17 protein-coding genes and 1 pseudogene are annotated in these 23159 nt (G+C 39.7%); 2 read left to right on the plus strand and 16 right to left on the minus strand.

Features of this window, described 5'->3' with window-relative positions; genetic code table 11:
• Positions 1-4 precede the first annotated feature (4 nt).
• The 8 genes from ahcY to CH352_RS12525 form a co-directional block, all read right to left on the minus strand.
• Positions 5-1318 carry an adenosylhomocysteinase gene (ahcY, locus tag CH352_RS12490; RefSeq protein ID WP_100707466.1) on the minus strand — a complete coding sequence of 438 codons (1314 nt, stop codon included), beginning with the start codon at positions 1316-1318 and terminating at the stop codon, positions 5-7.
• Positions 1318-2358, minus strand: a complete 1041-nt coding sequence (locus tag CH352_RS12495) for an ArsR/SmtB family transcription factor (RefSeq protein ID WP_100707465.1) — start codon at positions 2356-2358, stop codon at positions 1318-1320. Before CH352_RS12495 ends, ahcY begins: the two co-directional genes overlap by 1 nt.
• Positions 2359-2467: 109 nt before the next feature.
• Positions 2468-2998, minus strand: a complete 531-nt coding sequence (locus CH352_RS12500) for a DUF1564 family protein (RefSeq protein WP_100707464.1) — start codon at positions 2996-2998, stop codon at positions 2468-2470.
• Between the two features lie 75 nt (positions 2999-3073).
• Positions 3074-3808, minus strand: a complete 735-nt coding sequence (locus CH352_RS12505) for a FecR family protein (protein WP_100707463.1) — start codon at positions 3806-3808, stop codon at positions 3074-3076.
• Positions 3809-3892: 84 nt separating this feature from the next.
• Positions 3893-4975, minus strand: coding sequence for a DNA-methyltransferase (locus tag CH352_RS12510; protein WP_100707462.1), 1083 nt, complete (start codon positions 4973-4975; stop codon positions 3893-3895).
• Positions 4976-5076: 101 nt separating this feature from the next.
• A complete protein-coding gene (locus tag CH352_RS12515) occupies positions 5077-5640 on the minus strand; it encodes a hypothetical protein (protein WP_100707585.1) in 564 nt (187 codons plus the stop codon).
• Positions 5641-5703: 63 nt separating this feature from the next.
• On the minus strand, positions 5704-6732 hold the full coding sequence (locus tag CH352_RS12520; protein WP_100707461.1) for a FecR domain-containing protein: 1029 nt from the start codon (positions 6730-6732) through the stop codon (positions 5704-5706).
• 26 nt (positions 6733-6758) lie between these two features.
• Positions 6759-7283: an RNA polymerase sigma factor gene (locus CH352_RS12525; RefSeq protein ID WP_008588970.1), complete on the minus strand. Its 525-nt coding sequence runs from the start codon at positions 7281-7283 to the stop codon at positions 6759-6761.
• Positions 7284-7825: 542 nt separating this feature from the next.
• Between CH352_RS12525 and CH352_RS12530 the strand changes: the two are divergent.
• Positions 7826-8026 (plus strand): annotated as a pseudogene (locus tag CH352_RS12530) (hypothetical protein); the annotation flags it as partial.
• 46 nt (positions 8027-8072) lie between these two features.
• Here CH352_RS12530 and CH352_RS12535 read toward each other — a convergent pair.
• From CH352_RS12535 to CH352_RS12550, 4 genes are all read right to left on the minus strand, one after another.
• Positions 8073-8351, minus strand: a complete 279-nt coding sequence (locus tag CH352_RS12535) for a TIGR04454 family lipoprotein (RefSeq protein ID WP_008588707.1) — start codon at positions 8349-8351, stop codon at positions 8073-8075.
• Between the two features lie 153 nt (positions 8352-8504).
• Entirely contained in the window at positions 8505-10406 is a 1902-nt protein-coding gene (locus CH352_RS12540) for a glycoside hydrolase family 5 protein (protein ID WP_100707459.1), read from the minus strand.
• A gap of 6 nt (positions 10407-10412) precedes the next feature.
• Positions 10413-11297: a patatin-like phospholipase family protein gene (locus tag CH352_RS12545; RefSeq protein WP_100707458.1), complete on the minus strand. Its 885-nt coding sequence runs from the start codon at positions 11295-11297 to the stop codon at positions 10413-10415.
• 538 nt (positions 11298-11835) lie between these two features.
• Positions 11836-13056 (minus strand): MFS transporter, encoded by a 1221-nt coding sequence (locus CH352_RS12550; protein ID WP_100707457.1) that lies wholly within the window; start codon positions 13054-13056, stop codon positions 11836-11838.
• A 298-nt stretch (positions 13057-13354) separates the two neighbouring features.
• Here CH352_RS12550 and CH352_RS12555 point away from each other — a divergent pair, with 298 nt between their 5' ends.
• The gene (locus tag CH352_RS12555) at positions 13355-14470 is read left to right on the plus strand and encodes a GGDEF domain-containing protein (protein WP_100707456.1); all 1116 of its coding nucleotides are present in this window, start codon (positions 13355-13357) and stop codon (positions 14468-14470) included.
• On the opposite strand, the gene CH352_RS12560 is transcribed toward CH352_RS12555, so the two are convergent.
• From CH352_RS12560 to CH352_RS12575, 4 genes are all read right to left on the minus strand, one after another.
• Positions 14435-15859, minus strand: a complete 1425-nt coding sequence (locus CH352_RS12560; protein ID WP_100707455.1) for a high affinity choline transporter 1 — start codon at positions 15857-15859, stop codon at positions 14435-14437. The genes CH352_RS12555 and CH352_RS12560 overlap by 36 nt on opposite strands.
• Positions 15860-15942: 83 nt before the next feature.
• Positions 15943-21219, minus strand: coding sequence for a trifunctional serine/threonine-protein kinase/ATP-binding protein/SpoIIE family protein phosphatase (locus tag CH352_RS12565; protein ID WP_100707454.1), 5277 nt, complete (start codon positions 21217-21219; stop codon positions 15943-15945).
• Positions 21220-21278: 59 nt separating this feature from the next.
• Positions 21279-21959, minus strand: coding sequence for a transmembrane-type terpene cyclase (locus CH352_RS12570; RefSeq protein ID WP_100707453.1), 681 nt, complete (start codon positions 21957-21959; stop codon positions 21279-21281).
• A 3-nt stretch (positions 21960-21962) separates the two neighbouring features.
• Positions 21963-23090, minus strand: coding sequence for an oxygenase MpaB family protein (locus CH352_RS12575; RefSeq protein ID WP_100707452.1), 1128 nt, complete (start codon positions 23088-23090; stop codon positions 21963-21965).
• Positions 23091-23159: the final 69 nt, after the last annotated feature.

Below are 23159 nucleotides of genomic sequence, written 5' to 3' on the forward strand. Positions count from 1 at the left end.
TCGATTAATAGCGGTAGTGTTCCGGTTTATACGGACCTTCTACCGGCACTCCGATATACTCAGCTTGCTTAGCGTTTAATGTAGTTAGGCGAACTCCTAATTGCTCCAAATGTAACGCTGCAACTTTCTCATCTAGTTTTTTAGGCAATCTATAGACGCCGATCTCGTATTTATTGTTCCAAAGTTCGATCTGAGCCAATACTTGGTTTGTGAAGGAACAAGACATTACGAAAGAAGGGTGACCAGTCGCACAACCTAAGTTTACCAAACGACCTTCTGCAAGAACGATAATGGATCTACCGTTCGCGAAAGTGTATTTGTCCACCTGAGGTTTGATCTCCTTCTTCACTACGCCTTTCTCAGCGTTCAATCTGGACATTTGGATCTCAGTGTCGAAGTGTCCGATATTACAGAGAATCGCGCCGTCTTTCATTGCTTTCATATGTTCAAGGGAAATAATATCGTCGTTTCCGGTCGCAGTTACTACGATATCCACGAATTCGATCGCGTCTTCCACCCTTAGAACTTGGTATCCTTCCATTACTGCCTGAAGAGCACAGATAGGATCGATTTCTGTAACGATCACTCTAGCACCGAAATTGCGTAAAGAAGCAGCAGAACCTTTTCCAACATCTCCATAACCGCAAACAAGAGCTACTTTCCCGGCAAGCATAACGTCGGTTGCACGTTTAATACCGTCAGCTAAAGATTCTCTACAGCCATATAAGTTGTCGAATTTAGACTTGGTAACGGAATCGTTCACGTTGATCGCAGGAAGTTTCAATTCGCCTTTTTTCAGGAGTTTTTCGAGACCTTTTACTCCTGTAGTAGTTTCTTCAGAAACTCCTTTAATTTCAGCGAGAAGTTGAGGATATTTCTCATGAATATACATGGTGAGATCACCACCGTCGTCCAGGATCATGTTCGGACCTTTTCCACCGTCGAAAAAGATAGTCTGTTCTACACACCACCAGTATTCTTCTTCCGTTTCGCCTTTCCAAGCAAACACAGGAACTCCGGTTTTTGCAATTGCAGCTGCTGCATGGTCTTGAGTGGAGAAGATATTACAAGAAGACCAACGAACTTCTGCTCCAAGCTCAGTCAAAGTTTCGATTAGGACCGCAGTTTGGATGGTCATGTGAAGGGAACCTGCGATACGCGCACCTTTGAGAGGTTGTTTCCCCTTATATTCTTTGCGTAAGGACATCAGACCTGGCATTTCTTTCTCTGCCAAAATGATTTCTTCGCGACCCCAGTCAGCGAGTGAAATGTCTTTAACCTTATATTTTAAACCTTTTTCTTGTATTGTAGCGGACATTAAAGTCCTCCTCTTTTCTTAGCTTTAATTATTAATACTTTGAAGTATTTCTGAGATTCCACTTCTTCGATGGATTCAAGGCTGAAGCCGGTGTGGCTGAGCCAATCTGTGAGAAGTTCCGACTCGAATCCGAGCCATAAGTCGGCGAAATTATCGCGCATGAATTCTTGGTTGTGTTTTTTTAGGTCTACTATGATGAAAACGCCATCGTCCTTTAAAACTTTATGTATTTCTTTCATAGCCTGAGGTGGGCTGGAAAGGTGATGTAAAACCATCGAAGCTACGACAGAATCCGCAGACTGGATCAAATTCTCCGGCAGAGTTTCAATCTCGGATGTGAGCAAATGAACTTGGGAATTATTTAAAAAAGAACTTCTCGCCTCTTTGATCATCTTTTCAGAAGAATCGATACCGATGACTTCTTGGCTTTTCATCAATAAGTAAGGAATCAAACCACCAGGACCACATCCAAGGTCTAAGATCCTACAAGAATGTTCTGGAAGCAATTCCAGTATCTTATTCCGATATAAAACCGGATCCAGAACATCGCTTTGTATGCTTTCCCAATCCTGGGCAACATCATCGAAATATTTAGATCTTTTCAGATCTCTTTGTCTGAGAATATCTTTAGTCTTAGTAAGATCCTGCTCCGAATAAGGAAGGCTCTTTTCAAAATCGAGAAGAAGCGTATGAAATCTTGCAGAAAAATCCTGCGAATCGCCATTAGAAACCTTAGGGCTGTAATATACCCAAGAACCTTCGCGTTGAGATGTCAAAAATCCGGCATCTGCCAGGATCTTTAAATGTCTCGAGATCCTGGATTGACCCATGTCCAGAACTTCCGTTATCTCCTGAACATTTAAGGGCGTAATGGAGAGTATCCGAAGAACTCGAATACGGGTTTCATCGGATAATGCCTTTATCGCGAGTAGAATATCGCGATCTTGTAAGCCTCCTCTTGCCGGAGAAGATGCGATGAGAATTGAATCTGAATAAGTTTCGACAGATTCTCTTTCTAAAGACGTATCCTTAAGCGACATTTCCAAGACCTTCTTACGAGATATCAAGATATCTTGATTTCATCAAGCAAAAATCGCAACTTTTTCTAAGATAATTATGTCTTATATATTATCGAAGGTGATTCCGAAACTAACTCCAACCCGGAGATCCCTTCTTAAGAGTAAATTTCCGAGGCCATCCTACTAAAATGATCCAAACCTCTCGCGTGTCCAAATTCAAGACACGACGAATGTCTATAATCCTTGAAGTCGGTGGTTTTCGATTTCGCCAAAAGTGAGAAAGAATTCTTTCATCCACTGCAAGTGATTCCCAATGGATCATTAACACTATTATATAATTCATTGAAACGCCGTGCGCAAGGGCTACATTTCGCAGCTCTTGGTAATTTTCTTCTTTCGGACGATAACTGTGGCGGACTAAATTTTGGCCTTTTGACTGAAAGGAAGTTCTAAGTGGATTTCTTCCCATGTATTTTCGTGACTGAAGCAACAAGCTATACTTTTCTTGCAAACGCCTCAAATATCTTGGAAAATTCCGTTTGCAATCAACGGGAACTTTTCTCCAAAGTCTTTCCGGAATCAATGCCGTAGAAGGATATGGATTCTTAACAATCTTTACCTTTCGTTTAAGTTTCTCATTTTGGAAAACAGTAGAGTTCATACTCTTCTCGTTTCCCAAGTTAGAGTTAGTGCTTGAGAATTTTTTAATTTGTCAAAGTTACTACAGCAGAATAAATTACAAATCCTGCTTTGTCTGATTCAATAACTCTTGGTTTTGAAGTTTTTGGTCTCGAAGAATCTTATAATTCTCCTCCATTATCTTCTTAAACCCATCCAAGATCTTCATTTTCTCGCGCATGAATTCTTCCAAGGGCTGCTTCAGAAGACCTTGAGGAGATACTACAGCTTCTTCATCTCGTTTTAATGGAAAATTTTTTCCATTTTCTGTAGTAACTCCGACTTCTCCTTCTTTCACAAAAATTCCATTCGGTACGTCAGAATCTTCATGATCAGGATTTTCTTTACGTTGAGTTTCATTTTCTTCACAGACCACAAACTGCGTTCCCCGAACACCCGCATTGTAAGAAGGTGTAGTTATCGTAAAATCTTCTTTCTTAGATCCTTTATCAACTCGAGCGAACACTTTGCCAGAAACAAGTTCTAATTTTGATTTATTTGCCTTTTTGTCGGAACTCAGTTCGGCAATCTTGACTTTCGTAAAAGCCGCAATGCGAACGACAACGGATGGACCAATCTGAAGATCTACTTTTCCTTCTTTTGTTTCGAGTTCGTCCTGCTTTTTTAAGATCGAATTCTTCTTGAGGCTTACCTTTTTCCCATCTTGGGTTCCAGAAACATCTCCTACAACGAATAGCACGATCGCAATTTCTTCTTCTGCAGATAAAGAAGAAGGTAAAGCAACGAAAGTAGAGAAAATAAGGAATGTAGATACAAGTGCTCGATATTTCATGCGAGAATTTCCTATAACACCAATTTATCTGATAAAGCTGTAGTAGGATCTACTAGATCCATTAGAATAGCAACAATTTGAAACTTACTTTTTAGAGGAATTTTGCAGATTAAACCGAGAATAATAAGCTTTCAAGGAGAAATGTTCGTTCTCATACGAAGAATCTACCGATTCGAACGTCAATTCTGTCTCCTGAGAAGTTATTACTGGAAATCCATAGTATTTATTTTTATGCGAAATCTCTTTCTTTTGCTTCTTCCGATCTAAAATAAAATCAAGATGACTTTGTAATCTGTTTTGTAGTATCGTCGACGAAACATTCACTGCACTAAGCAGCTTTTTCCTGGCAATTTCAAGAATTCCCGGATCTACATCATATCCAATACTATTTCTGGAAGAAAGAAGAGCCGCTAACGATGTAGTTCCTGTTCCCAGGAACGGGTCCAAGACTGCATCCCCCTTTATGGAAAACATGTTCACCAATCGATAGGCGAAATCTAGAGGAAATGCAGCAGTCCGTTCTCGTGAAGCTCCGACATCCTTGAAAATCTGTCTTTCTCCTTTTAGGTCCCACACATCCGAAAACCAAACATTCCTTTCTTCCCAGAAAAAGGCGCTATTTCGTCGGATCTCCGTCTCAGATTTAGAATACTTTCTCAATCCCCCTTTTCGAAGGACCAGAATATACTCATGCTCGTAGGTAACATAAGCACCTACTGGATACATGCCAGATCCCATAAACTTAGTCGGAGAATTAGTCTGCTTTCGCCAAAGAATGTCGGGTAGAGAAGTAAAGCCGAAGTTACGACAAGCCTGTAAAATCCTTGAATGATTCGAAAATAAACTGAACTCCCCGCCAATACTCCGAGTGGCGTCTCCAATGTTTACAAGCAGGATCCCACCTTCTTTCAAAACTCGGAAGCATTCACCCCAGACCCTATCCAATTGCAAATGCATTGCCTCGAAGGCATCGTTGCCTAAGTTTTTGGCAAGAGCGTTCTTGGTATTTTTGTCCCAACTTTTGAAAAGATCATCCCACATTTCTACCATGGGATAAGGAGGAGAAGTTAATACGAGGTTGACACTTTCATCCGAAAGCTTATCCATTTTTCTCGAATCGGAATTATATAATATATGTGAAGTTTCCGGAACGAGTATATCCTTCATACACGTTCTGCATGTTTCAATAACGTCCTAAATTGGCTATTCAAATTTAGAAAGCGAAGATAAGGAGAGGAAAAGTCGAAGATACGACAAAATCCCCAGTATTAATTCTTTTTGCCGTGGATCTTTTTATCGATCAACTCATTCAGAAGATCTGCAAGATCCTGAAACTCATCCCCACTTCGGATCCGGATCTTGTCTACGTCTTTGCCTTCCAATAGCAACTTTAGATTCTTCTTAATATTATAGATCGGCCCGGCCATTTTGTGGGAATAGACCAAGACAAAGATCGCAGAAAGTAGAAGATACAACATGGAGAATAGTAGAATTCCTTTAAATTGGATCGTAAAAAGATCCAGACCATGATCGTAATCCGGGAGAGCGAGCTCCTTCTCTACAAACTTGTCCTTCTCTTCTCCGTTAACAATCTCAAATCCCTTTTGGTAGACTTTAACAGTGTCTTGGCGAAGTCTGAAAACCACTCCTTTGTCGTACTTAGTAGAATGGATCCAGAATAAAAATCCGAGAGTAAGCAGTAACCCGAAGATAAACAATAAAGAAAAATTTAAGAAGAACCTTAATTGAAAGTCCTTATCGATCAGATAATTGGCAAGATGTCTTTTATAACGAGGAATCTTTGCGGAGGGGTTTGCTGTTTCTTCAGACATGGGAATTAGCCTTCTTTGGTAGAATTTCTTTAAAATTCTCCACATGTCAAAAATAATTCGTTTTTAACGAAGTTGAATCACCTCCATAACCGAATCTCTTTGGATTTTTATTTCCTTCTCAAGGGTTTGCAAATACATAAAATTTTCGTCCATGTCGACGATCACACCTTCTAACGTCTCACCATTGGAAAGTACGACCCTCTCTAATCTTTGATATTCGTTAAATAGATCGTCTTTATTGGAGAAAGATTTTTCGGAATTTCTAGGAATCTCGTCCACAAGAAGTTCTGAAAATTTAAAACCTAAGTCCTTTTGCTCGGTAGAAGATAGAAAAGTTCTCTGGAATCCTTTTGCCTCTAAACGGATTTTTTGGCCTGGTTCCAAAACTTGTTCTCCACGGTTAGGATCAATGCTACTCTTTGCTGCAACTCTTCCTTCTAAAACGGAAACGATAGTCCCCTCTTTAAGACTTTCTCTGACTTCGAATTTTGTTCCTCTGACTTCTACTAAGCCTATTTCAGTTATGATCTTAAATTCGTCTTTTTTAAGATTCTTATGCAGATGGACTAAGATACTTCCATTACGAAGTCGGAAAGATTGTTTTCCTTCTTTCATGATCTCGAGCTCTGTAGATTCTTCCAAAATCATACCTTCTCCCTTAGCAATGTTTAGGAAAAGTCTGGAGCCAGGTTCAGTCTTTAAGATCTGGCCAGAACCTACGGATTCGCCTTCATTTAAAGCCAAAAGTTTTTCGGAATCTGATGAAAATAGGTATCCTTTCCCGATAATTTTAGTCACGGATATTCCGAGGTCGTTCTTTACAGGGGGAATTTTAGGATTTTGTAAAATTAGAAAGCCGAATGCTCCGATCAAGATCGCAGCTGCAGAAGCAATAGTGTATAATAACGGTTTTTTAAAGCTAATAACTTTAGAAGCTTGGGCCTTTTCGTAAATTTCCTCGAAAGAAATATTTGAAGGAGGAGAAACCCAAGATTTGGAAAGCATATCGGACAATTTATCGATAGAAGAACTGAATTCGTTCTTCTCACCTTCGATTGCCTTCCTAATTTTATGTTCGAAATTTTCGTCCATTCTTCCCTTTAACAGCCTTCTCTGTATTATTCCATCGGCAGAATTTGTTTGTTTTTTGCGATCTCTACGAGTTTTCCGGTCGCCTTCACGACCAATCTGGATGCAGTCGCAATCGAGATCCCCATTATATCCGCAATATCAGCCAACGTGTATTTTTCTATATTCTTTAATACTAAAGCGTATCTTTCTCCTTCTTCTAAGTCGTCCAAACAATCCATCAATCTGGATTCCAAGTCGGAAAGTTCCGTTTTTCTTTCGAAACTTTGTCCTTCTTCTCTGTAAGTTCCCATGTCGTCTGTTCCGGATTCTTTCACCGTGGAGAACTTCTTGGCATAGTTGATCGATCGATTTCTCGCGATTGTATATAACAGCTTTAGGGCTTGTTCTTTGTTTAAGTCGGAATTGGAATACTTCTTAAAAAAATTAAGAAAGGTATCCTGCATTAGGTCAGAGGCGGTTTCTGGATTTCCGGTATACTTATACAAGAAATCAAAAATTCTCCCGTTGGATTCCCGATACAGGGTTTCCATAAAATCTTTTCGGGATGCCATTACACAAAGATTCCAACTTGAAACGCTAATTCAAGTAATTTCCGGCGGCTGTTCTAAACTATACCCTTTTCTCCTCTTCGCGAACGGGCTTTGATAGAGATAACATATCGGGTCCGACTTTTTTACATAGAGGAGAAAAATTTGTAGGAAGGTTTACATTTTTTCTACTCTTCAATTTTAGAAAAGGAGAAGAAGGTGCCTTCTAAAAATAGATCTACCCGAGTTCAGGGAGAATCCGTTCGGCAGTAGGATTGAAATCGAGTTTTGTAGTAACTTCGACGAAAGAAGAGAGGAATCTCCCCGGCCAGTCGAAGTTACTACATTTAGTGGAATACACTACTCAAATATGAGACATAATTCTGAATTCTCAAATCCTCCAGATCCTTCTCAATTGTACCGATAGAATTTGTATCAACAACTTAAACCCAATGAAAATGAGTCGAACCCTTCCAGTCCTAGCCTTTTTTGTAGTAACTTCGACACTTTTATACTCCCCAGTTCTCCATCCATCTCCAGAAGCTTCCTTCCCCAACGAAACTCCTGAATCAAAACCTCTCTTAAGAGTACTTCCAGCTTTCAGGAAAGAAGAATGCGACTGGGCAATTCGTTGGGACGTATGCCTTAAATGTGTTTCGAGTAGATACAGATACGCACAAAGGATACATTTTTATCCTTCTGGATTGTATAGAGAACATGGATGTTATTCTGAGGAGAAAGGTTTCTTTTTGATAAAAGAAGATTAGGCAGTAAATAAAGAGCCGGAAGGACCCGGCCCTTTATTATTAGAAATTACTTCTTACAAGTAGCTAAGGCTGCCAGTGTTTTAGAAGATTTTAAACAAGTAAGATCGTATTTGCCAGTCATACACTCTTTGAGTAGATGAGCGGAAATTTGACCTTGCATAGCTTTCAGTTTTTCTGCCTGCTCAGGAGTTTGACCAACAGCAAGGTTAGAAATCAATTCATTTACAACTGGATCACATTCTGCTTGGCTCACTTTCGCTCCGCCGCAAGAAATAAGACCTGCAAAAATTAGAATTGTAAGGATCGAAAAAAACGTGTTTTTCATGCAAAGACCTCTGCGAATTTTTAACTCTATGTCGCCAATATTAGCCTCGAGTTGAACCTCTAACTAGATAAGATCGAAAAATTCCAAAACCTTGGACAATTCCGACAGTTTAACGACGAAGGCCATTCTAATGACTCCCATTCTATAGAAAAGTTATTTTTTAGTCGGGAAAATCGTTATGCCGTAATAGGAAACTGACTTTTCTCCTTTGAAGGTAAGGACTCTTTTTTTGGAGTCGAATTTCCAGCTTCCCGCGTTTACCAGTACTTCGAAACCTTTTCCGTAATGAATTTCAGGAAGAAAAATCTCTGCTACTGGAATTTCATCTCCTTCTTTTTGAAAGGAATATTTGAACATTGATTTTTCCATATCAAAACTGATCGCTTCCGGATTTCCTTTAGTTCGGATCGGATAAGGCCTGGAGAATGCTCTAACGGCCCTTCCCCCATCTTCATCTATACTTTTAGGAGTATCCAAAGAATAGAGTGAAAGATCTTCTTCATTCCATCTATCACCTAAACTGTGAGTATTATCAGGAGTATAATTCCAAAGAGTATAATGTACGAAATTTTTCTCGATAGAAGTTATGATACGATGTAAAGAAGCCTCTAAGTGAGAATAATTTTTTGTTCTAAACGCCAAACGTCCGTTCATATCCATCGGGATCCCAGTTTCTCCGATTACCGTAGGACAGTTATTCATCTTCTTAATAGAAACTTCTTTGATCATTCTGATCGTGTCTTCGTAAGCCTTCTCCACATTCTTCTTTCCGAATATTGGGACCTGCTTGAAAATATGGACTCCAAACCAAGGAATAAAACGTTTGAACATCAAAACGGAAACATCGTACCAGTGAGTCGCGTTGATTACAGCTCCTTCTCCTTTTTTTGGTTTTTCGTTCCAGTCCAATTCTAAACTTCCTGGATCTGATTCGATGAAGATGGAGAATTTTTTCTGAACAGATTGTATTCTTGTTTTGAATCTTTTGATAAAAGGAAGCATGAACTCAGGGTAGAATTCTATCTTTCTTCCTCTATATTTATTAAAATAATCGGGACGAAGTAACATTGGAGCTCCATTCGGGTCGTAATCCCAAACTCCATGTTGTCTCCAGATACAATGTTTTCCTTCCTGCCATAAAGGAATAGACTTAGTATTTAACTTAGTTTTTCCTAAATTGAATCCGGTAAACCCGAGCATATACGCATTATTTGCTCTTACAGTTCTTCCTTCGGACAAAAACATTTCTTGGAAAGGAGAAGTAGTCAGAATTTTTCCAAAACCAAGTCCGGAAAATTCTCCTATATTTTTTTTACCGATCCATCCAGGAGAAGGTTCATTCAAAGAATCGAATCCTAAAACGTTTTTGTATTTAGCGACCTTCTTCGCTATTTTACACATCGCTTCTATATAATGATCTTGTAAGAAAGTTTCTACATTCTTTCCGCGAATGGAAAGTTTAGGCGCGAATGTTTTTCCTCCGAAGAATAGAGTAAACATTGTCGCACAGGCATACTTCTGATAGTTCAAAGGCCAGGACATTCTTTTGTAATTCCTACCTTGAAAGTGATGAACGATCGCAGTATCGGAATCTTTAATATTCTCAATATTCATTCCGACTTCTTCCAAAGTCCAACCTGGCGCGCCATCTCCTCCTGTGAATCTGGACCAAACATCTTGGTGAGGATCTATAAAAACGTAGAATCCTTTTTTGTCGGCAAGTGCCACCATTCTTTCAATATAATCTAAATATGCTTGGTCGTATTTGCCTGGACCTAAATGTTCCACTGCCTCCCAAGTAACAAGAAAGCGAAGAAAGTTAAATCCCCACTTCCTCAATCGATCTAAATGTTCAGAAGCTTCCTTCTCTTCTAAAGGTCTTCCTACGAAGGAAACTTTTCTGTGATCATGAAATGTTAAGGATTGATCGAAATGTGTGGTTCCATCCGGTTTGAATGGAAGTTTGGAACTTCCTGAAAGATTTACTCCTCTTAATTGGAGAATATATCCTTCCGAATCTATAAAATTTCCGTCTTCTACCTTGATTTCCAGCATTGGATCTTAATCTTCCCCGAATTGGATTTTAGCATCTTCGTATCCGCGGCTGATCAGATAGTCCGCTTGTACTTGAGAAAAATTTAATATACTTCCGAAACCGAGAGAGGTTCTCGGTCCGATCACTCTGATCTTATAATCCGTTTTTTCAGGTTCGGAGAAAGATAATAATGATTTAGTGAACCCCTTCTTCTTATTATCCTTTTGTTTTTTTTGGTATTGTAGATTTGCCATGATTGTTTGGAAAGATCCGATCAAAGAAAGTTCGAATACCCTTTCGAGTCCGTCTCTTCTATTCCTTGGAAGTCCCATATTCACTCCTCCCACAGGAGACAACAATACTACTACTATCTCTTTTGCGCCTCTTTCTACCGCAGGGAGGATCGGAACGTTTGCCATCACTCCCCCATCCCAATGAGGTTTTCCATCCACATACTGCCAAGGGAAGATCAGAGGTATGGCGGAAGAAGCCATCACATGTTCTATATCTATATCCTTATTCCCAAAAAAGACCAACTCTGCAGTCAGTATATTAACCGCGGTAATGATGATCTCCATCGGATTTTTTCGCATATTACGAAAATCTAATTGAGAATAGAGTAGATACTTTAAAGGAGTTGTGTCTGCAAGCGGAGAAAATCTACGAAAGATCAGATCCAGAAAATCATTCCAGATGGAATATTTCATTACCTTCTGGATTTCGATGGATTTCCAAAGATCTACGATCTTTGCTGCATCCATTCCGCAACCCAAGGCGGAAGCTGTGATCGCACCCACGGAAGTTCCGCAGACTACATCCGGTTTAAATCCGATTTCTTCTAAATATTTTAGGACCCCGGCATGATATGCGCCTCGAGCGCCTCCACCGGATAATACTAAAGCCCGCTTCATTCCAAATAAGGTCCTGCCGGAGTCAGTCTTAGGTTTCGCAGGTAAATTTCAAGGCGGAATATTGATTTGGAAGTTTGTAGTATCTTCGACAATTTCTACGCGAGTTCGTATTACCCAGATATAACTAGCTAATATTGGCTTAGAATTTGGAAGAATGGATGGGGTTCCTAAATCAGCGTCGAAGTTACTACAGATTTAGCATCAGGGAATTCCCCTCGCATAGTAACATCTAAAAAGGAAGAAATTAAAACCTTCTGAGTGTCTGCGTCTAGCTATGCTAAATGCCCGAAAGTGACCAATTCTCGGAACTCAGAAAGGCCAGTGGTCTGATGGTATTGCAATAGGTCCAAGAGGGCCTTTTTGCAGGGGCCTGGGCTATTGCTCAGCCACCTCACAGGTCATTTTCTTGCTGCAACTGTCGCTACTCAACTAAACCACCTCCTTTAACGTGTGGCCAGACCATATTCTGTCGCATTAAAAAGTCAAGAAATGTCCGTATTTTTTTACGGATTTCAGAAACAAGTTTCCAAAGTGTAACTTAGGAAACTATTTTCACCTTTCTGGACAGATAGAGAGCGAGAAGATTGAAACCGATCGCAAAGTAACCTACTATATCAAATCTTTCGAAAGTTCCATTCGGTAATTGGATTAGGATCGCTCCTGCAAGAAGAGCTCCGATACCGGTGGCTACACTCTGTAAACTAGAATTCACAGACATAAAACTTCCCCTCACCTCAGGCCGAATGGCAGAAGTTAACATTGCCATAGAAGGAATAACCCGACCGGATACTAGGACCATAAAAACTGTCGTAACTCCGAGGGCCATGTACACAGGCAGATCCTTAGGTAAATGAGTGATAGCAAGAATAGGAAATAAGGCGAGAAGAACTAGGATCAGAAAAACCTTATGTTTCCCGAACTTATCCGACATGAATCCTACGATCCAAGAAGAAACAAAAGTGCAAATCCCTCCGATCTCGTAGATATGGCTGACCTGAGTCTTGGAAAAGCCCATATTCCTTTCCATAAAAACAGCTATCGAAGTTACGACAGTAAATCCACCCAAGATTACGCTCATAAAAAACGCTAGAGCCACCAAGTGATCTCTTTTCGAAAGCACGCTAATTAGCTGACTGAAATCCGCCACCTTCTGCTTTTCCATTTTAGAAGGAATGCTAGGTAAATAAAGAATGGCCAGAACCAGGACCGGAAGCCCGAGGATCACAATAAATGCAAAGGTATAATTCCAACCGGAACTCATCGCAATTCTGATACCTGTAGGAACTCCTAACACTGATGCAGCGGAGAATGCGCCCATTACTCCCCCCATCGCCTTCCCTCTCTTTTCTATCGGAAAAACGTCACCTATAATGGAAAGGACCACACCGCTGATCATTCCTCCGAAAATTCCCGCAGTGATCCTTGCAAAAAGAAGAAAAGAATATGTATCTGCAATCGCGCAGAGCGCAGTTCCTACTAAAAACCCCACATATAAAAAGATTGCAGCAGACTTACGATTGAAACGATCGATAAAGTTAGCTCCAATCAAAGCAGCAATCGCTGCGGCAAAAGAATAAGAAGAAAGTACCAAAGAGAACATTGCGGTATCGATCTGGAACTGCTTCAAAAAATAATCCTGAAGCGGAAACATGATCATAAAATCCATGATATTGGTGAACTGAATACTCGCGAGCAGCAAGATCAGAAACAATTCATGACGAACCATTTTTGTCCGAGGAAGTGAAGCTACGGATTCCATATACTTACCAGATTTTTTTAGGTAAGTTATAAAGAGATAAATTTTTAGAAGTTCCGTATTTTACTCATATAAATTTATTCATGTAAAGTTTGGAAACTAAATAGATTCAGACTATTCGTCTAGAACTAAGTTCAAGAAATTTCTAAGATTACAAATGCGGGTTTCAATGACGAATCGGCACCCAAGTTTATTTCCACACTAGGTAAATAATTTTCCGATTTTTGTTACTAGGATTTTTAACTTCCTTTCTTTGAAGCGTATAAACCTAAATCTTCATCCGTCTATCTGAATATCCGCTATGAAACTCAAAAGATATCTTTCGGAAGACTTTTCTTATTCGAAATCAGGAGAAATCCGTAAACTTCGAACCCTAGACAATGACAAATCCGTCAGAATTCTCAGCGTTTTTACCCTTCTAATCTCCTGCATTCTTTTGGCTCAAACCATACTTTCACCCGGCACTACAATGGGAGGCCAGCTTCAATTCTTGTACGGTCTTAGCTTCGGAAGTTCCGCGTTATTCTCAGGATTGATGTTGGCGATCCTTGCCTTAAAGGACTTAAAAGGAAAAAAACTCTCCTATTTCTCCACTCTTGGTTATGTCGGGATCCTTACTTTAGTAACTACATTTGCAACTTTGGTGGATCAGCATCATGCGGGGGACTATTCCGCATTCTGTTTCGGATTGCTTATGCTCCCACTTTTCATCCGGGCAAGCTTTCTTACTTACCTTACTATCGTCTCGATCAATCTGTTATTCTTTTCATTCGGTTATAGTTTTATGACCGAACGAGACCTTGATTTCTCCATCTTAACCCCCGTCATTGCATTCTCCATTGCGAGCATAGGTGCAGCTATCAATGTAGAAGGTACCAGATTAAAAAGTAACCTTTTGCAATTACAATTGGAAGAATCCAATAAAAGCCTAAAAGAACTATCCCATAAAGATTCCTTAACAGGGCTTTTCAATAGAAGACACTTAATGGAATCATTAAGTACTCTTTTAGCGGCATCTAAAAGATACGATTTTCCTTTGTCTGTCCTTCTACTCGATTTGGACCATTTCAAAAAGGCAAACGATTCATTCGGACACCAAGCAGGAGATAAATTACTCGCGACGATCGGAAGATCGTTGTCTGGGTTAGTGAGAGATTGTGACGTAGCAGCTCGTTACGGCGGAGAAGAATTCTGTGTCGTGCTCTCCAATACGAATATAGAAGGAGCTAAATTCGTAGCGGAAAGGATCCGAGCCAGAATAGAAACCGAAACCTTCGAAGAAATACCTTGGACAATTACAGTGAGTATAGGAGTCGCTTCAAGAGAAGGTGACGAGAGTCCCGAAGATTTCCTAAAAGCGGCAGATAAGAAATTATACGAATCAAAGGCCGCTGGAAGGAACAGAGTCTCCGCCTAATTCCGGTTCCGACTCGAATAAAGAAATTTTAATATATCTTCCTAAATATTGCCCTAAAAAGCTTACCCCTAAAGCCGGAATAGTGGGCGGCAACCATTGCGGCCCAAAAAATTTCAGGCCTAACCAAACGATCATCCCTGAAAACATTGCATAAACTGCTCCACTTGCATTCGCCTCTTTCCAAAATAATGCGGCGACCAAAGGAACAAAAAGAGAAACTAAACTAATGGAAGAAGAATCCGCGACCAACTGATAAATATTCGTTTCGCTCAATGCCATTCCGGTAGATACAATTGTTACGACTAGTACGGAAAAACGCATTACTCTCAGTAACAACTTTTCAGAAGGATTTTTCAATGTGGGACGAATCAAATTTTCCCCTAAAACCGAAGCAGGAGCCAAAATCGCTCCGGAAGCGGTACTTAAGATCGCAGAAAGTAATGCCCCAAAAAATAAGATCTGTATAAACAAAGTAGAATGTACTAATACTACGTGAGGAAGTATCATTTGATTGTCGCCGGCTGCAATCTCAGGATAAACTCTTCTAGCAAAATATCCCGCAAGCAAAGGTAAAAATGCAACGGTCAGATACATTCCACCGCCTAAAAACGAAGAGTATACTGCTACCTTTTCAGATTTTGAAGACATCACTCTTTGGAAAATATCTTGTTGAGGGATAGAACCCAACCCTATCGTCATCCACGCTGCAATATATGCGAGAATCGCTTCAGTTTCAATTGGAGGAAAGAAGGAAAAAAATCCGGGCTTTGCAGTCGCAATTACAGTTTGGAATCCACCAGCTTTACCTTGCAGATCCCAGACCAAAACTAAAAGTCCTACTATGATCAATATGGTTTGCAAGAAATCTGTAATCGAGATAGCCCACATACCTCCAATATAAGTATAGATCAAAACCACAACGGATGCCGAAAGTATCCCCACATACATATCGAATCCGAATAAAGAATGAATGACTATCCCCATTGCAACTAATTGAGCTGCGATCCAACCGAAGTATGAAGGAATCATAAATAATGCTGAAAGAAATTCTACCTTACGGCCAAAACGATTTTTGTATAAATCGCCGAAGGTAAGAATATTCATCCTATACAATGGCCTGGCAAAAAATATCCCGACTAAAAAAAGACAAAGCGCAGCACCGAAAGGATCTTCTATCACAGCTAAGATCCCTCCATCCACAAACTTAGAAGAAGCACCCATCAAAGTTTCCGAACCGAACCAAGTAGCAAATAGGGCCGAAGATGCAAGCACTAGAGGGAGCCTTCTTCCTGCTAATACATAGTCTTTAGAACTATTAACGAATCTAGAGGCAAATGCGCCGATCAGAATGGTAATAACAATATACAGAATAACGAAAAGACCTAACAATTCAGAATGTCCTGATAGAAAACTTCTTAATTGTGATCTTGAAATTCAGAGAATCAAAACGCAAGCGATAATAAGAAAGTAGATCAATCTATGTCCAAGATCAAAAGAGTGATATCGTCCTGGATCGAACTTTTAGAAATAAAATTTTGTAGATCGGAGATTATCCTTTCTGCTTGGATCTGAGGTTCAAACTGAGCATTTGAACGGATAGAATGCAAAAATCTTTCCTCTCCATATTCCAATTTGTCTTCATCAAACTGCTCGTATATCCCGTCTGAGAAAAGAAAGATCCTATCTCCGGATTCTATCTTATATTCCTCGGTTCTATAAGGATAATCTTTTACAAATCCTAAGATAGCTCCTGTCTTAGGCATCTCTTCTGTTTGATAGGAACGTAATAAAAATTGGGAGATATGACCGGCAGATGCAAAATAGACTTTTTTCTCGGATAGATCCACATCGCAGATCGCTCCAGTGAAGTAGAGTGTTTTATATTTATTTAAAATAGAATTATTCAATGCGAAAAGAATTTCTCCCGGTTTTTCCAGAGAAGATTTTAAACTTTCATATTCTCCTTTGATCGCCATCGTAACTAACGCTGCTTGCACTCCGTGGCCTGTCGCATCCGCCAAAAAGAACCTATATCGTCCGTTGTTTAATTTACATATATCATAGAAGTCCCCTCCTACTTCATCCATTGGCATGTAATTCACGGAATATCGCAAGCCCGGGATACTTTTAAGTTCAGGAAGAATACTTCTCTGGATCTTTTGAGAATACAACATATCCTTCCGAATGATAGAAAGAGATCTAGCTAATTCTTCCGTTCTTTCGTTTACTTTTCTTTCCAGTTCCGAATTCATTCGAGTGATATCCTCGTATAATTTCGCATTCTCTAACGAAATTGCGGCCTGGGCGGAAAGTATCTCTAAAATTTCCAATCTATGTTCGTCGAAGATCCCAGCAGTAAGTCGATTCTCTAAATAAAGAACACATAATGTTCTTCCTTGTTTTGTAATCGGCATGCAGAGCAATGACTTGGGCTTACTTCTTTTAACATAGGGATTTACGGAATAAAAAGAATCTCTTGCTGCGTCAGAGATCAAAACCTTCTGCCCGGAACGAAAACAAAAATACACAATTTCTAAGGGTAAAAGATGCCCTGCTTCATCTAGTGAGATCGGCTTGGGCAAAAATCCAGGCTCTTCTATATCGGAACCCGCCATCAAAAAAAGTTCTTTGTCTTGGGGAAGGATCAAAAATCCTCTAGTAGCCGCTGCATTCTCCATGATAGTTCGGATTAGCTGCCTTAATAATTCGCCTAACTCGATCACTCCTGAAATACTTTGAGAAGCCTTGAGCACAGTTCGTAAATCCAAACTGAAGGATGTGGAAAGCATAGAATCTGCCAGGATCTTCTCCGCGGAACGTTTCGGAGTTCCTTGAGGACGAAGCAATTCTCCGTATTCATCTCTGAGCAAGTTTACGATAGATTTGGCTCCCCAAGATCCGTAAAGCCGAACCGCATTTTGCATCAGGAACTTTCCGTAGGAGGTCCTACCGTGTTCTATACTCCATTCAGCAACATGTTGGTATACGACTGCTTTTCGAAAATCGTTCGGTTCGGACTCAACTTGTTGTATGGCCATATCAAAATATTTGGATGCATTTTCCTTTCTTCCTGCATAATCCTCATAAAGTCCTGCCAAAACAAAATAGAATAATTGGAAACTAGGCGGATAGATCCTTGACCAAAGTTTAAATAAATATAATGAATATCTAAAGAAGAACTTTTCGGTCAATTTCAACTTCTTCTTACGCAATTTCAAAAGTCCCAAGGACCTATAAAATCTATATTCCGAATATATGAACATGATCCTGGATTTTTCCAGATCCGAATGATAATTTTTAAAAATTCTCTCCGCTTCTAAATAATAGCCCGACAGATAGGAAAAAGAACCGAATAAGGTTGCGTACCAAGAATTAGCAGTCCCATTTCCCGCAGACTCGAGAACCTTAGACTCGAATTCCCGATCAGTATATAAATTATCCTTATATCGAATTGTTTCAGTGGATTTTCCTTCTAGACGATCTAGATAAGAATCGGAAGAATACAAAAGGATCATCAGAATATCGTAATTTAATTTGGAACCTCTTTCTAAGTTCTCTCTGATCTTCTCCCTATAGGAAATGGAATTTTCCGCAGAATATAATTGATTCGTATTTTGGGAAAAAAGTGCGAACGCAGCCCAGAGATAGTCCCCATACTGCATACATTTATGAAATGCCTCTTCCGTATAATCCACTATGGAACGGAAAGGATACATAAAATAATCCAGAAGAATTGTCCGGCCAAAAACAAATCGACCATAGAGTTCATCTGATTTAAACTTTTTTAATATCTTTTCGGCCAGTGTCCAATATCTCATAGACTGCTGAAAATTTCCGTTGATGGAAAGCAGAATGGAACCGAATCCTGCGTAACCGAAAAAGCTAAATGGAGCATTTCCTTCTTTCAAGGTAAGGTTGATCAGCTTTAAATAAATATAAGCCATCACCTTCATATCCATATGTTTTCCGTAATTAAGAAGATTAACTAAAATGTTTAAGGCTTCCGTTTTATATGGATCTTTGCTATCTTTTGCATGTACTAATTTTTCAGGAGATCTTCCTCTACTGTAGAATACCATCTTCAATACTTCGCCGAATACTGCTAAAAATCCTGGTTTCTCTTTAAAACCGATCCCAAGAGATTGTAATGCTTTGATCCCGATCTTAGATGCGGAATCCAAATCGTTAAAAACGTTCATCACTTCCAATTGCATTAGATAAACGTCCGCTTTTTCGGATGGGCTATGGAGTTTGGAAAGTAGGTCGGATATGATCTTCTCCGCTTCTTCTCTTCTGGATAAATAATATGCGGATTCCGCAAGAGACTTCAGAATATGAATAGCGTTCTTTCTATCTTTCTGCCAATAAGAGTCTTTTAGCTGAGAAGCAAGCAGACTAAAAAAAGAATAAGAAGATTCGTATGCTGCTCCGACTTTTGCAGAATTACCGGCAAGTATAGTATAATGAAAGAAGTCCTCATTCTCCTGTCCGTTCGTATACAATTCTCTGGAACGCAAAAGATGATTTGCAATATCTAAGATCTGTTCGGATCCGCCTGAATTTTTTTCCCTTTCTATCAGTAATTTAGCTAGAGTATTATGGATCCTTGCTTTCTCGCCAGAGTCTGTTGCATCCAAAATACTTTGGATCATTCTATCATGAGAAAAATGGAACTGTACATTCGAAAGAGAAGAATACATTCCGGATTCTTCTATCTTTTTTTGGGAAATATACTGCAAAGCGGGAAACAACATATTTCCCGCTTCTCTATAAAATACGATCCCTTCTCTGATTGCTTCTCTAATCCCTCTAGACAAGACCCCGGGTCTTGTTTTGAAAAAATCATACATATCTTTCAGATCGAATTTAGCCCCGATACAAGCCCCTACCCGCAAAACTTCCAAGGTTTCGTCAGGAAGTTTTCCTACCTTATCCAGAAATAGATCTAGAACGTTATCCGTAACTGCTCTTTGTAAAAGCCTATCCCAATCCACTCTATGGTAAGCAGTCTTTGGATCAAAACTAAGACATCCTTCATCATACAAGGATTTTAAGAACTGATGCAAAAATAGAGGATTCCCTCCCGTTTTTGAAACGAGAACTTCTGCGAGTCTGTTCGCGTCTTCAGCAGAAACATGAATACTGTCTGAAATATACTTAAAAACACTATGTTCGCTTAGAGGAGAAAGTCGTATCTCTCTCAGATCCAAACCTGGAGAGCCTTGTTTTACATTTACATTCGGGAAGAAGTCGGCATCTTCAGAACGACTGGTCAAAACAAAAAGTAATCCTTCCCAATCTTCGCTATTCAAAATAAATTCAAGTAATGCAAGAGAAGCGGAATCTGCCCATTGTAGATCATCCAATAGAATGATTGCCGGATTTTTTCGGTCAAAACAAAGAGTCAAAAACTTAAGAGCCACTGCAAATAGGATCTTTTCGTCCTTCTGCCTCTTACTGGTTTTTGCGGGTATTTCTATTCCTAATGTTTTTCCCAAATCAGGCAAAAACTGGGTCAGGATCTCTATATTATCCCCTAGAGTTTCCTTTATAAAATTTTTAAGTAGAACGATCTCTTCTTCTTTTTTCTGGAGTATCCTTCTTAAAAGATCATCCATGATCTGGCGGAATGCATAGTACGGGATTTCTTTTTTATCTTCTTCGAATTTTCCCCGTAAAAGAACGACAGAATAAATATCCAGATAAGTGATCGCATCTTCTACTAGAGCAGTTTTTCCAGTACCTGATTTTCCTCCGATGAATACTGCCGACCTTCTTCCGTTCGTTACATTTACTATCCCGGATTCGATCTCTTTTCTTTCTTTATCTCTATCATAGATACGAGGAGAATCTCTAAAACCTACTTTTCTTTCATAAACGCCGGGAACAAACTCCGACAATTTACGTTTGGACTTTAAAGAATCCTTAATGCTCTTTAGGTCGTGTATCAGATTTTCCAAAGAGAAGTATCTCTCTTCCGGCATCTTAGAGAGTAATTTATCCACCAAAGTTGAAATTGCGGTAGGAACATCTTCCCTTTTTTTCACTAAAGAAACAGGAGATCTTGCAATATGATAATGTACCATCTCCAAAGGATCTTCCGTTTCAAACGGAGGAGCTCCGGAGATCATCTTATAGAACAATGCTCCTAAAGAATATGCATCTGATCTGAAATCAACCGGACGATTCAGCCTTCCCGTATTTTCAGGAGAACAATAAGGTAAAATATCAAATGTATATCTAAGAGGCGCATAACTTCCTTTTTCGGAGAGAAGAAGAGAGGCTCCTCCCAACCAAGCTAATTTTGTTTCTCCAGTATCCGGATTATAAAAGAATGCACGCGGAGAAATTTGGTTATGAACAATGCCGAATGAATGTAACCTTGCTAAATTCTCCGTAATTGCTAAAGCTATGTCTAAGAAGGTCTCGAGAGAGATGGATCCTGCCAAACTTTGGTGTAGAAGTTTAGAAGGGATATTTTCGTAGATCAAACAGATCCCGTCCGAATTTTCGAACATATCCTCCGGTTTGAGAATACCTGGATCGCTAACTAATTTCCCCAATTCAAATTCATTTAGAAAATACACCGAAGAGGTTTCCTTGCCCTCCGGTCTCTGAACTCGAATGATCTTTGGTTCTCTGGTCCTACCGAATTTTCCTCTATATGTTTGAGAAAAACTGTCCTCGTACAACAATTCCCCCAATTCATAAGGAACTCTGTCTGTGGACAAATCCGGCGTAGTTTCCAATTTTATCTTTTTCGAAACCTAAGCGGCCCCGAAACCTCACCCGAACTAAATTTTAAAGTTCACACTTTAGAGGGCGAATACTTTTGGCGTGTAAAGATCCAAACATAGTAAATGTCGGCTATCGTTCCGAGCCCGCTCAATACCTGAACAAAGTACTTATCCGGAAAATATAGAAAGATGAAGATCGTAAAGAATCCGTTGCCTAAAAACTTTGCCCATGAAACCGGATAGGAGAACATGTTCGGATTTCCAGTTTTTAAGAAAAGGATCGGATACAATACCGAAATGATCAGACTTAAGATATAAGCCGAATTGGACCCGGTAAAAAGATCATAACCTCCCTTATAGAAAGTATAGATCAATAATCCCCAAGACACCACCAAAATGCCCAAAAGGAATTTATATCCCTTATCCGACATTGGCAAGGAAATTTGTTTTTTACCGAACCGGATTACCTGATAGAAAATCACTATGTCCAATACGAATCCGAGTTTATAGCCCCAGAGTAATATCGCACCCATCGGTTCTTTAATAAAGAAGCCCCATAATAATTCCCAAATAATGTTCCCGCAGGCGATAAAAACGGGCATCTCGACGAATTTTTTCTTAAACGGTTCTATTAGAAGAACTGCATACATATAGGCCCAGAAAACCACTCCTAAAAGTAAGCAAATATTCTCAAACAGAGTATAACGTCCGAAGTATTCCGGGTCCGTTGCTAATGTCTGCCAAAAACTCATCCTTTATAGTCTCCAATTCTCTCTTAATGAAGGCGGGATCCAAAATCTGGCTTTTTTTCCGCCGTAATAAAAATGATCCATAGAAAAAAGAAGTTTGGAAGCAAAATAAGCGACTAACTTTCCGAACCCTTCATCATCGTCTACATGAGAGTCGAAGTCCTTAAAGATCTTTTCCATAAAATAACCCAAAGGATTTTTTGGAGGCCATCCTAGGCCAAGCACTTCGCTTGTTTTTTGTCCCATGTATGTTTGCAAAAAAAATAATGGAAGGTTATCAAATAAATTTCCCGGAAGCATATATTCCATAAAGTCCAATAGAGATTTTGCAAGTACCTTGCCGGCGTCCGAAGGTTTTTGTTGGTCGTTAAATATCGACTCACCTAAAGAATGTGCGGCATCATATCCTTCCGGACAGAGCTCAGGTTTTACTCCTATAAAATGTCCCACCACCCTCCATAGATGAATGTATGAGTCTTTTTCCTCCTGGCTAAGTTTTAGAGAGGATTGACCAAGACCTTCTACCACCAAACTGGAAAAAGATTGTAGAGTACCTGCCATATCTTCTTGGTTGATCGGTTGTCCCCAAGCAGCAGGATCCCAGTCTTTTCCTTTTCCGAGAAAATAACGTATAGAAGCATGCATTAATCTTACTTTCTGGGCGGTGCGTATCCCTTTACCTTGAGGGCCCAGTCCATTCTCCTGTGCGACAGAGATAACAAACTGAGTGGTTTCCATCAGTCTTCGATTGACTCCGTCTATTACACCATTCTGTTCTATCAATCTTCCAGTTTTGTAAAGTACCTGTGCTCCGTCTCCGCAAGAGTACGCCATGGGAAGAGACTTAACGCAAAGCATCATCAAGATTTGAGGACCATAAGTGGAGAATAACTGCTCTCCTTTTGCAATCTTGTTCTTATCCGCCCAAGAAGGGAGATCTTCCGTTTCATAAAAATATTTTTCTAAATAATCAGGTAAACCGGAAGGGATAGGATCCGAGTTCTTAGAAAGGGCATCGAAAAAGAGCATTGTTTTCTCTCTGTCAAAAGCGGATTCAGTAAAATATTTCGTGACAATCTCGTCCGCCAATGGATCAGTTTCTTTTCGTAATGCGCGTAACTCGTTCGAATTCATTCTAAAACTAAAACCTCGTCTCCGGAATGCGCCAGTTTTATATTTTGAATTTTAAAAAGAAAGCACTTG

Origin of the sequence: Leptospira hartskeerlii (genome assembly GCF_002811475.1) — a bacterium.
Lineage (GTDB): Bacteria > Spirochaetota > Leptospiria > Leptospirales > Leptospiraceae > Leptospira_B > Leptospira_B hartskeerlii.

What these genes read in the sequence shown, in the direction of transcription:
- CH352_RS12520 (WP_100707461.1), bottom strand. Translation starts at nt 6,732, where the DNA reads ATGGACGAAAATTTCGAACATAAAATTAGGAAGGCAATCGAAGGTGAG.
- CH352_RS12570 (WP_100707453.1), bottom strand. Translation starts at nt 21,959, where the DNA reads ATGAGTTTTTGGCAGACATTAGCAACGGACCCGGAATACTTCGGACGT.
- CH352_RS12505 (WP_100707463.1), bottom strand. Translation starts at nt 3,808, where the DNA reads ATGAAATATCGAGCACTTGTATCTACATTCCTTATTTTCTCTACTTTC.
- CH352_RS12525 (WP_008588970.1), bottom strand. Translation starts at nt 7,283, where the DNA reads ATGGCATCCCGAAAAGATTTTATGGAAACCCTGTATCGGGAATCCAAC.
- CH352_RS12500 (WP_100707464.1), bottom strand. Translation starts at nt 2,998, where the DNA reads ATGAACTCTACTGTTTTCCAAAATGAGAAACTTAAACGAAAGGTAAAG.
- ahcY (WP_100707466.1), bottom strand. Translation starts at nt 1,318, where the DNA reads ATGTCCGCTACAATACAAGAAAAAGGTTTAAAATATAAGGTTAAAGAC.
- CH352_RS12540 (WP_100707459.1), bottom strand. Translation starts at nt 10,406, where the DNA reads ATGCTGGAAATCAAGGTAGAAGACGGAAATTTTATAGATTCGGAAGGA.
- CH352_RS12535 (WP_008588707.1), bottom strand. Translation starts at nt 8,351, where the DNA reads ATGAAAAACACGTTTTTTTCGATCCTTACAATTCTAATTTTTGCAGGT.
- CH352_RS12550 (WP_100707457.1), bottom strand. Translation starts at nt 13,056, where the DNA reads ATGGAATCCGTAGCTTCACTTCCTCGGACAAAAATGGTTCGTCATGAA.
- CH352_RS12515 (WP_100707585.1), bottom strand. Translation starts at nt 5,640, where the DNA reads ATGTCTGAAGAAACAGCAAACCCCTCCGCAAAGATTCCTCGTTATAAA.
- CH352_RS12510 (WP_100707462.1), bottom strand. Translation starts at nt 4,975, where the DNA reads ATGAAGGATATACTCGTTCCGGAAACTTCACATATATTATATAATTCC.
- CH352_RS12575 (WP_100707452.1), bottom strand. Translation starts at nt 23,090, where the DNA reads ATGAATTCGAACGAGTTACGCGCATTACGAAAAGAAACTGATCCATTG.
- CH352_RS12545 (WP_100707458.1), bottom strand. Translation starts at nt 11,297, where the DNA reads ATGAAGCGGGCTTTAGTATTATCCGGTGGAGGCGCTCGAGGCGCATAT.
- CH352_RS12555 (WP_100707456.1), top strand. Translation starts at nt 13,355, where the DNA reads ATGAAACTCAAAAGATATCTTTCGGAAGACTTTTCTTATTCGAAATCA.
- CH352_RS12495 (WP_100707465.1), bottom strand. Translation starts at nt 2,358, where the DNA reads ATGTCGCTTAAGGATACGTCTTTAGAAAGAGAATCTGTCGAAACTTAT.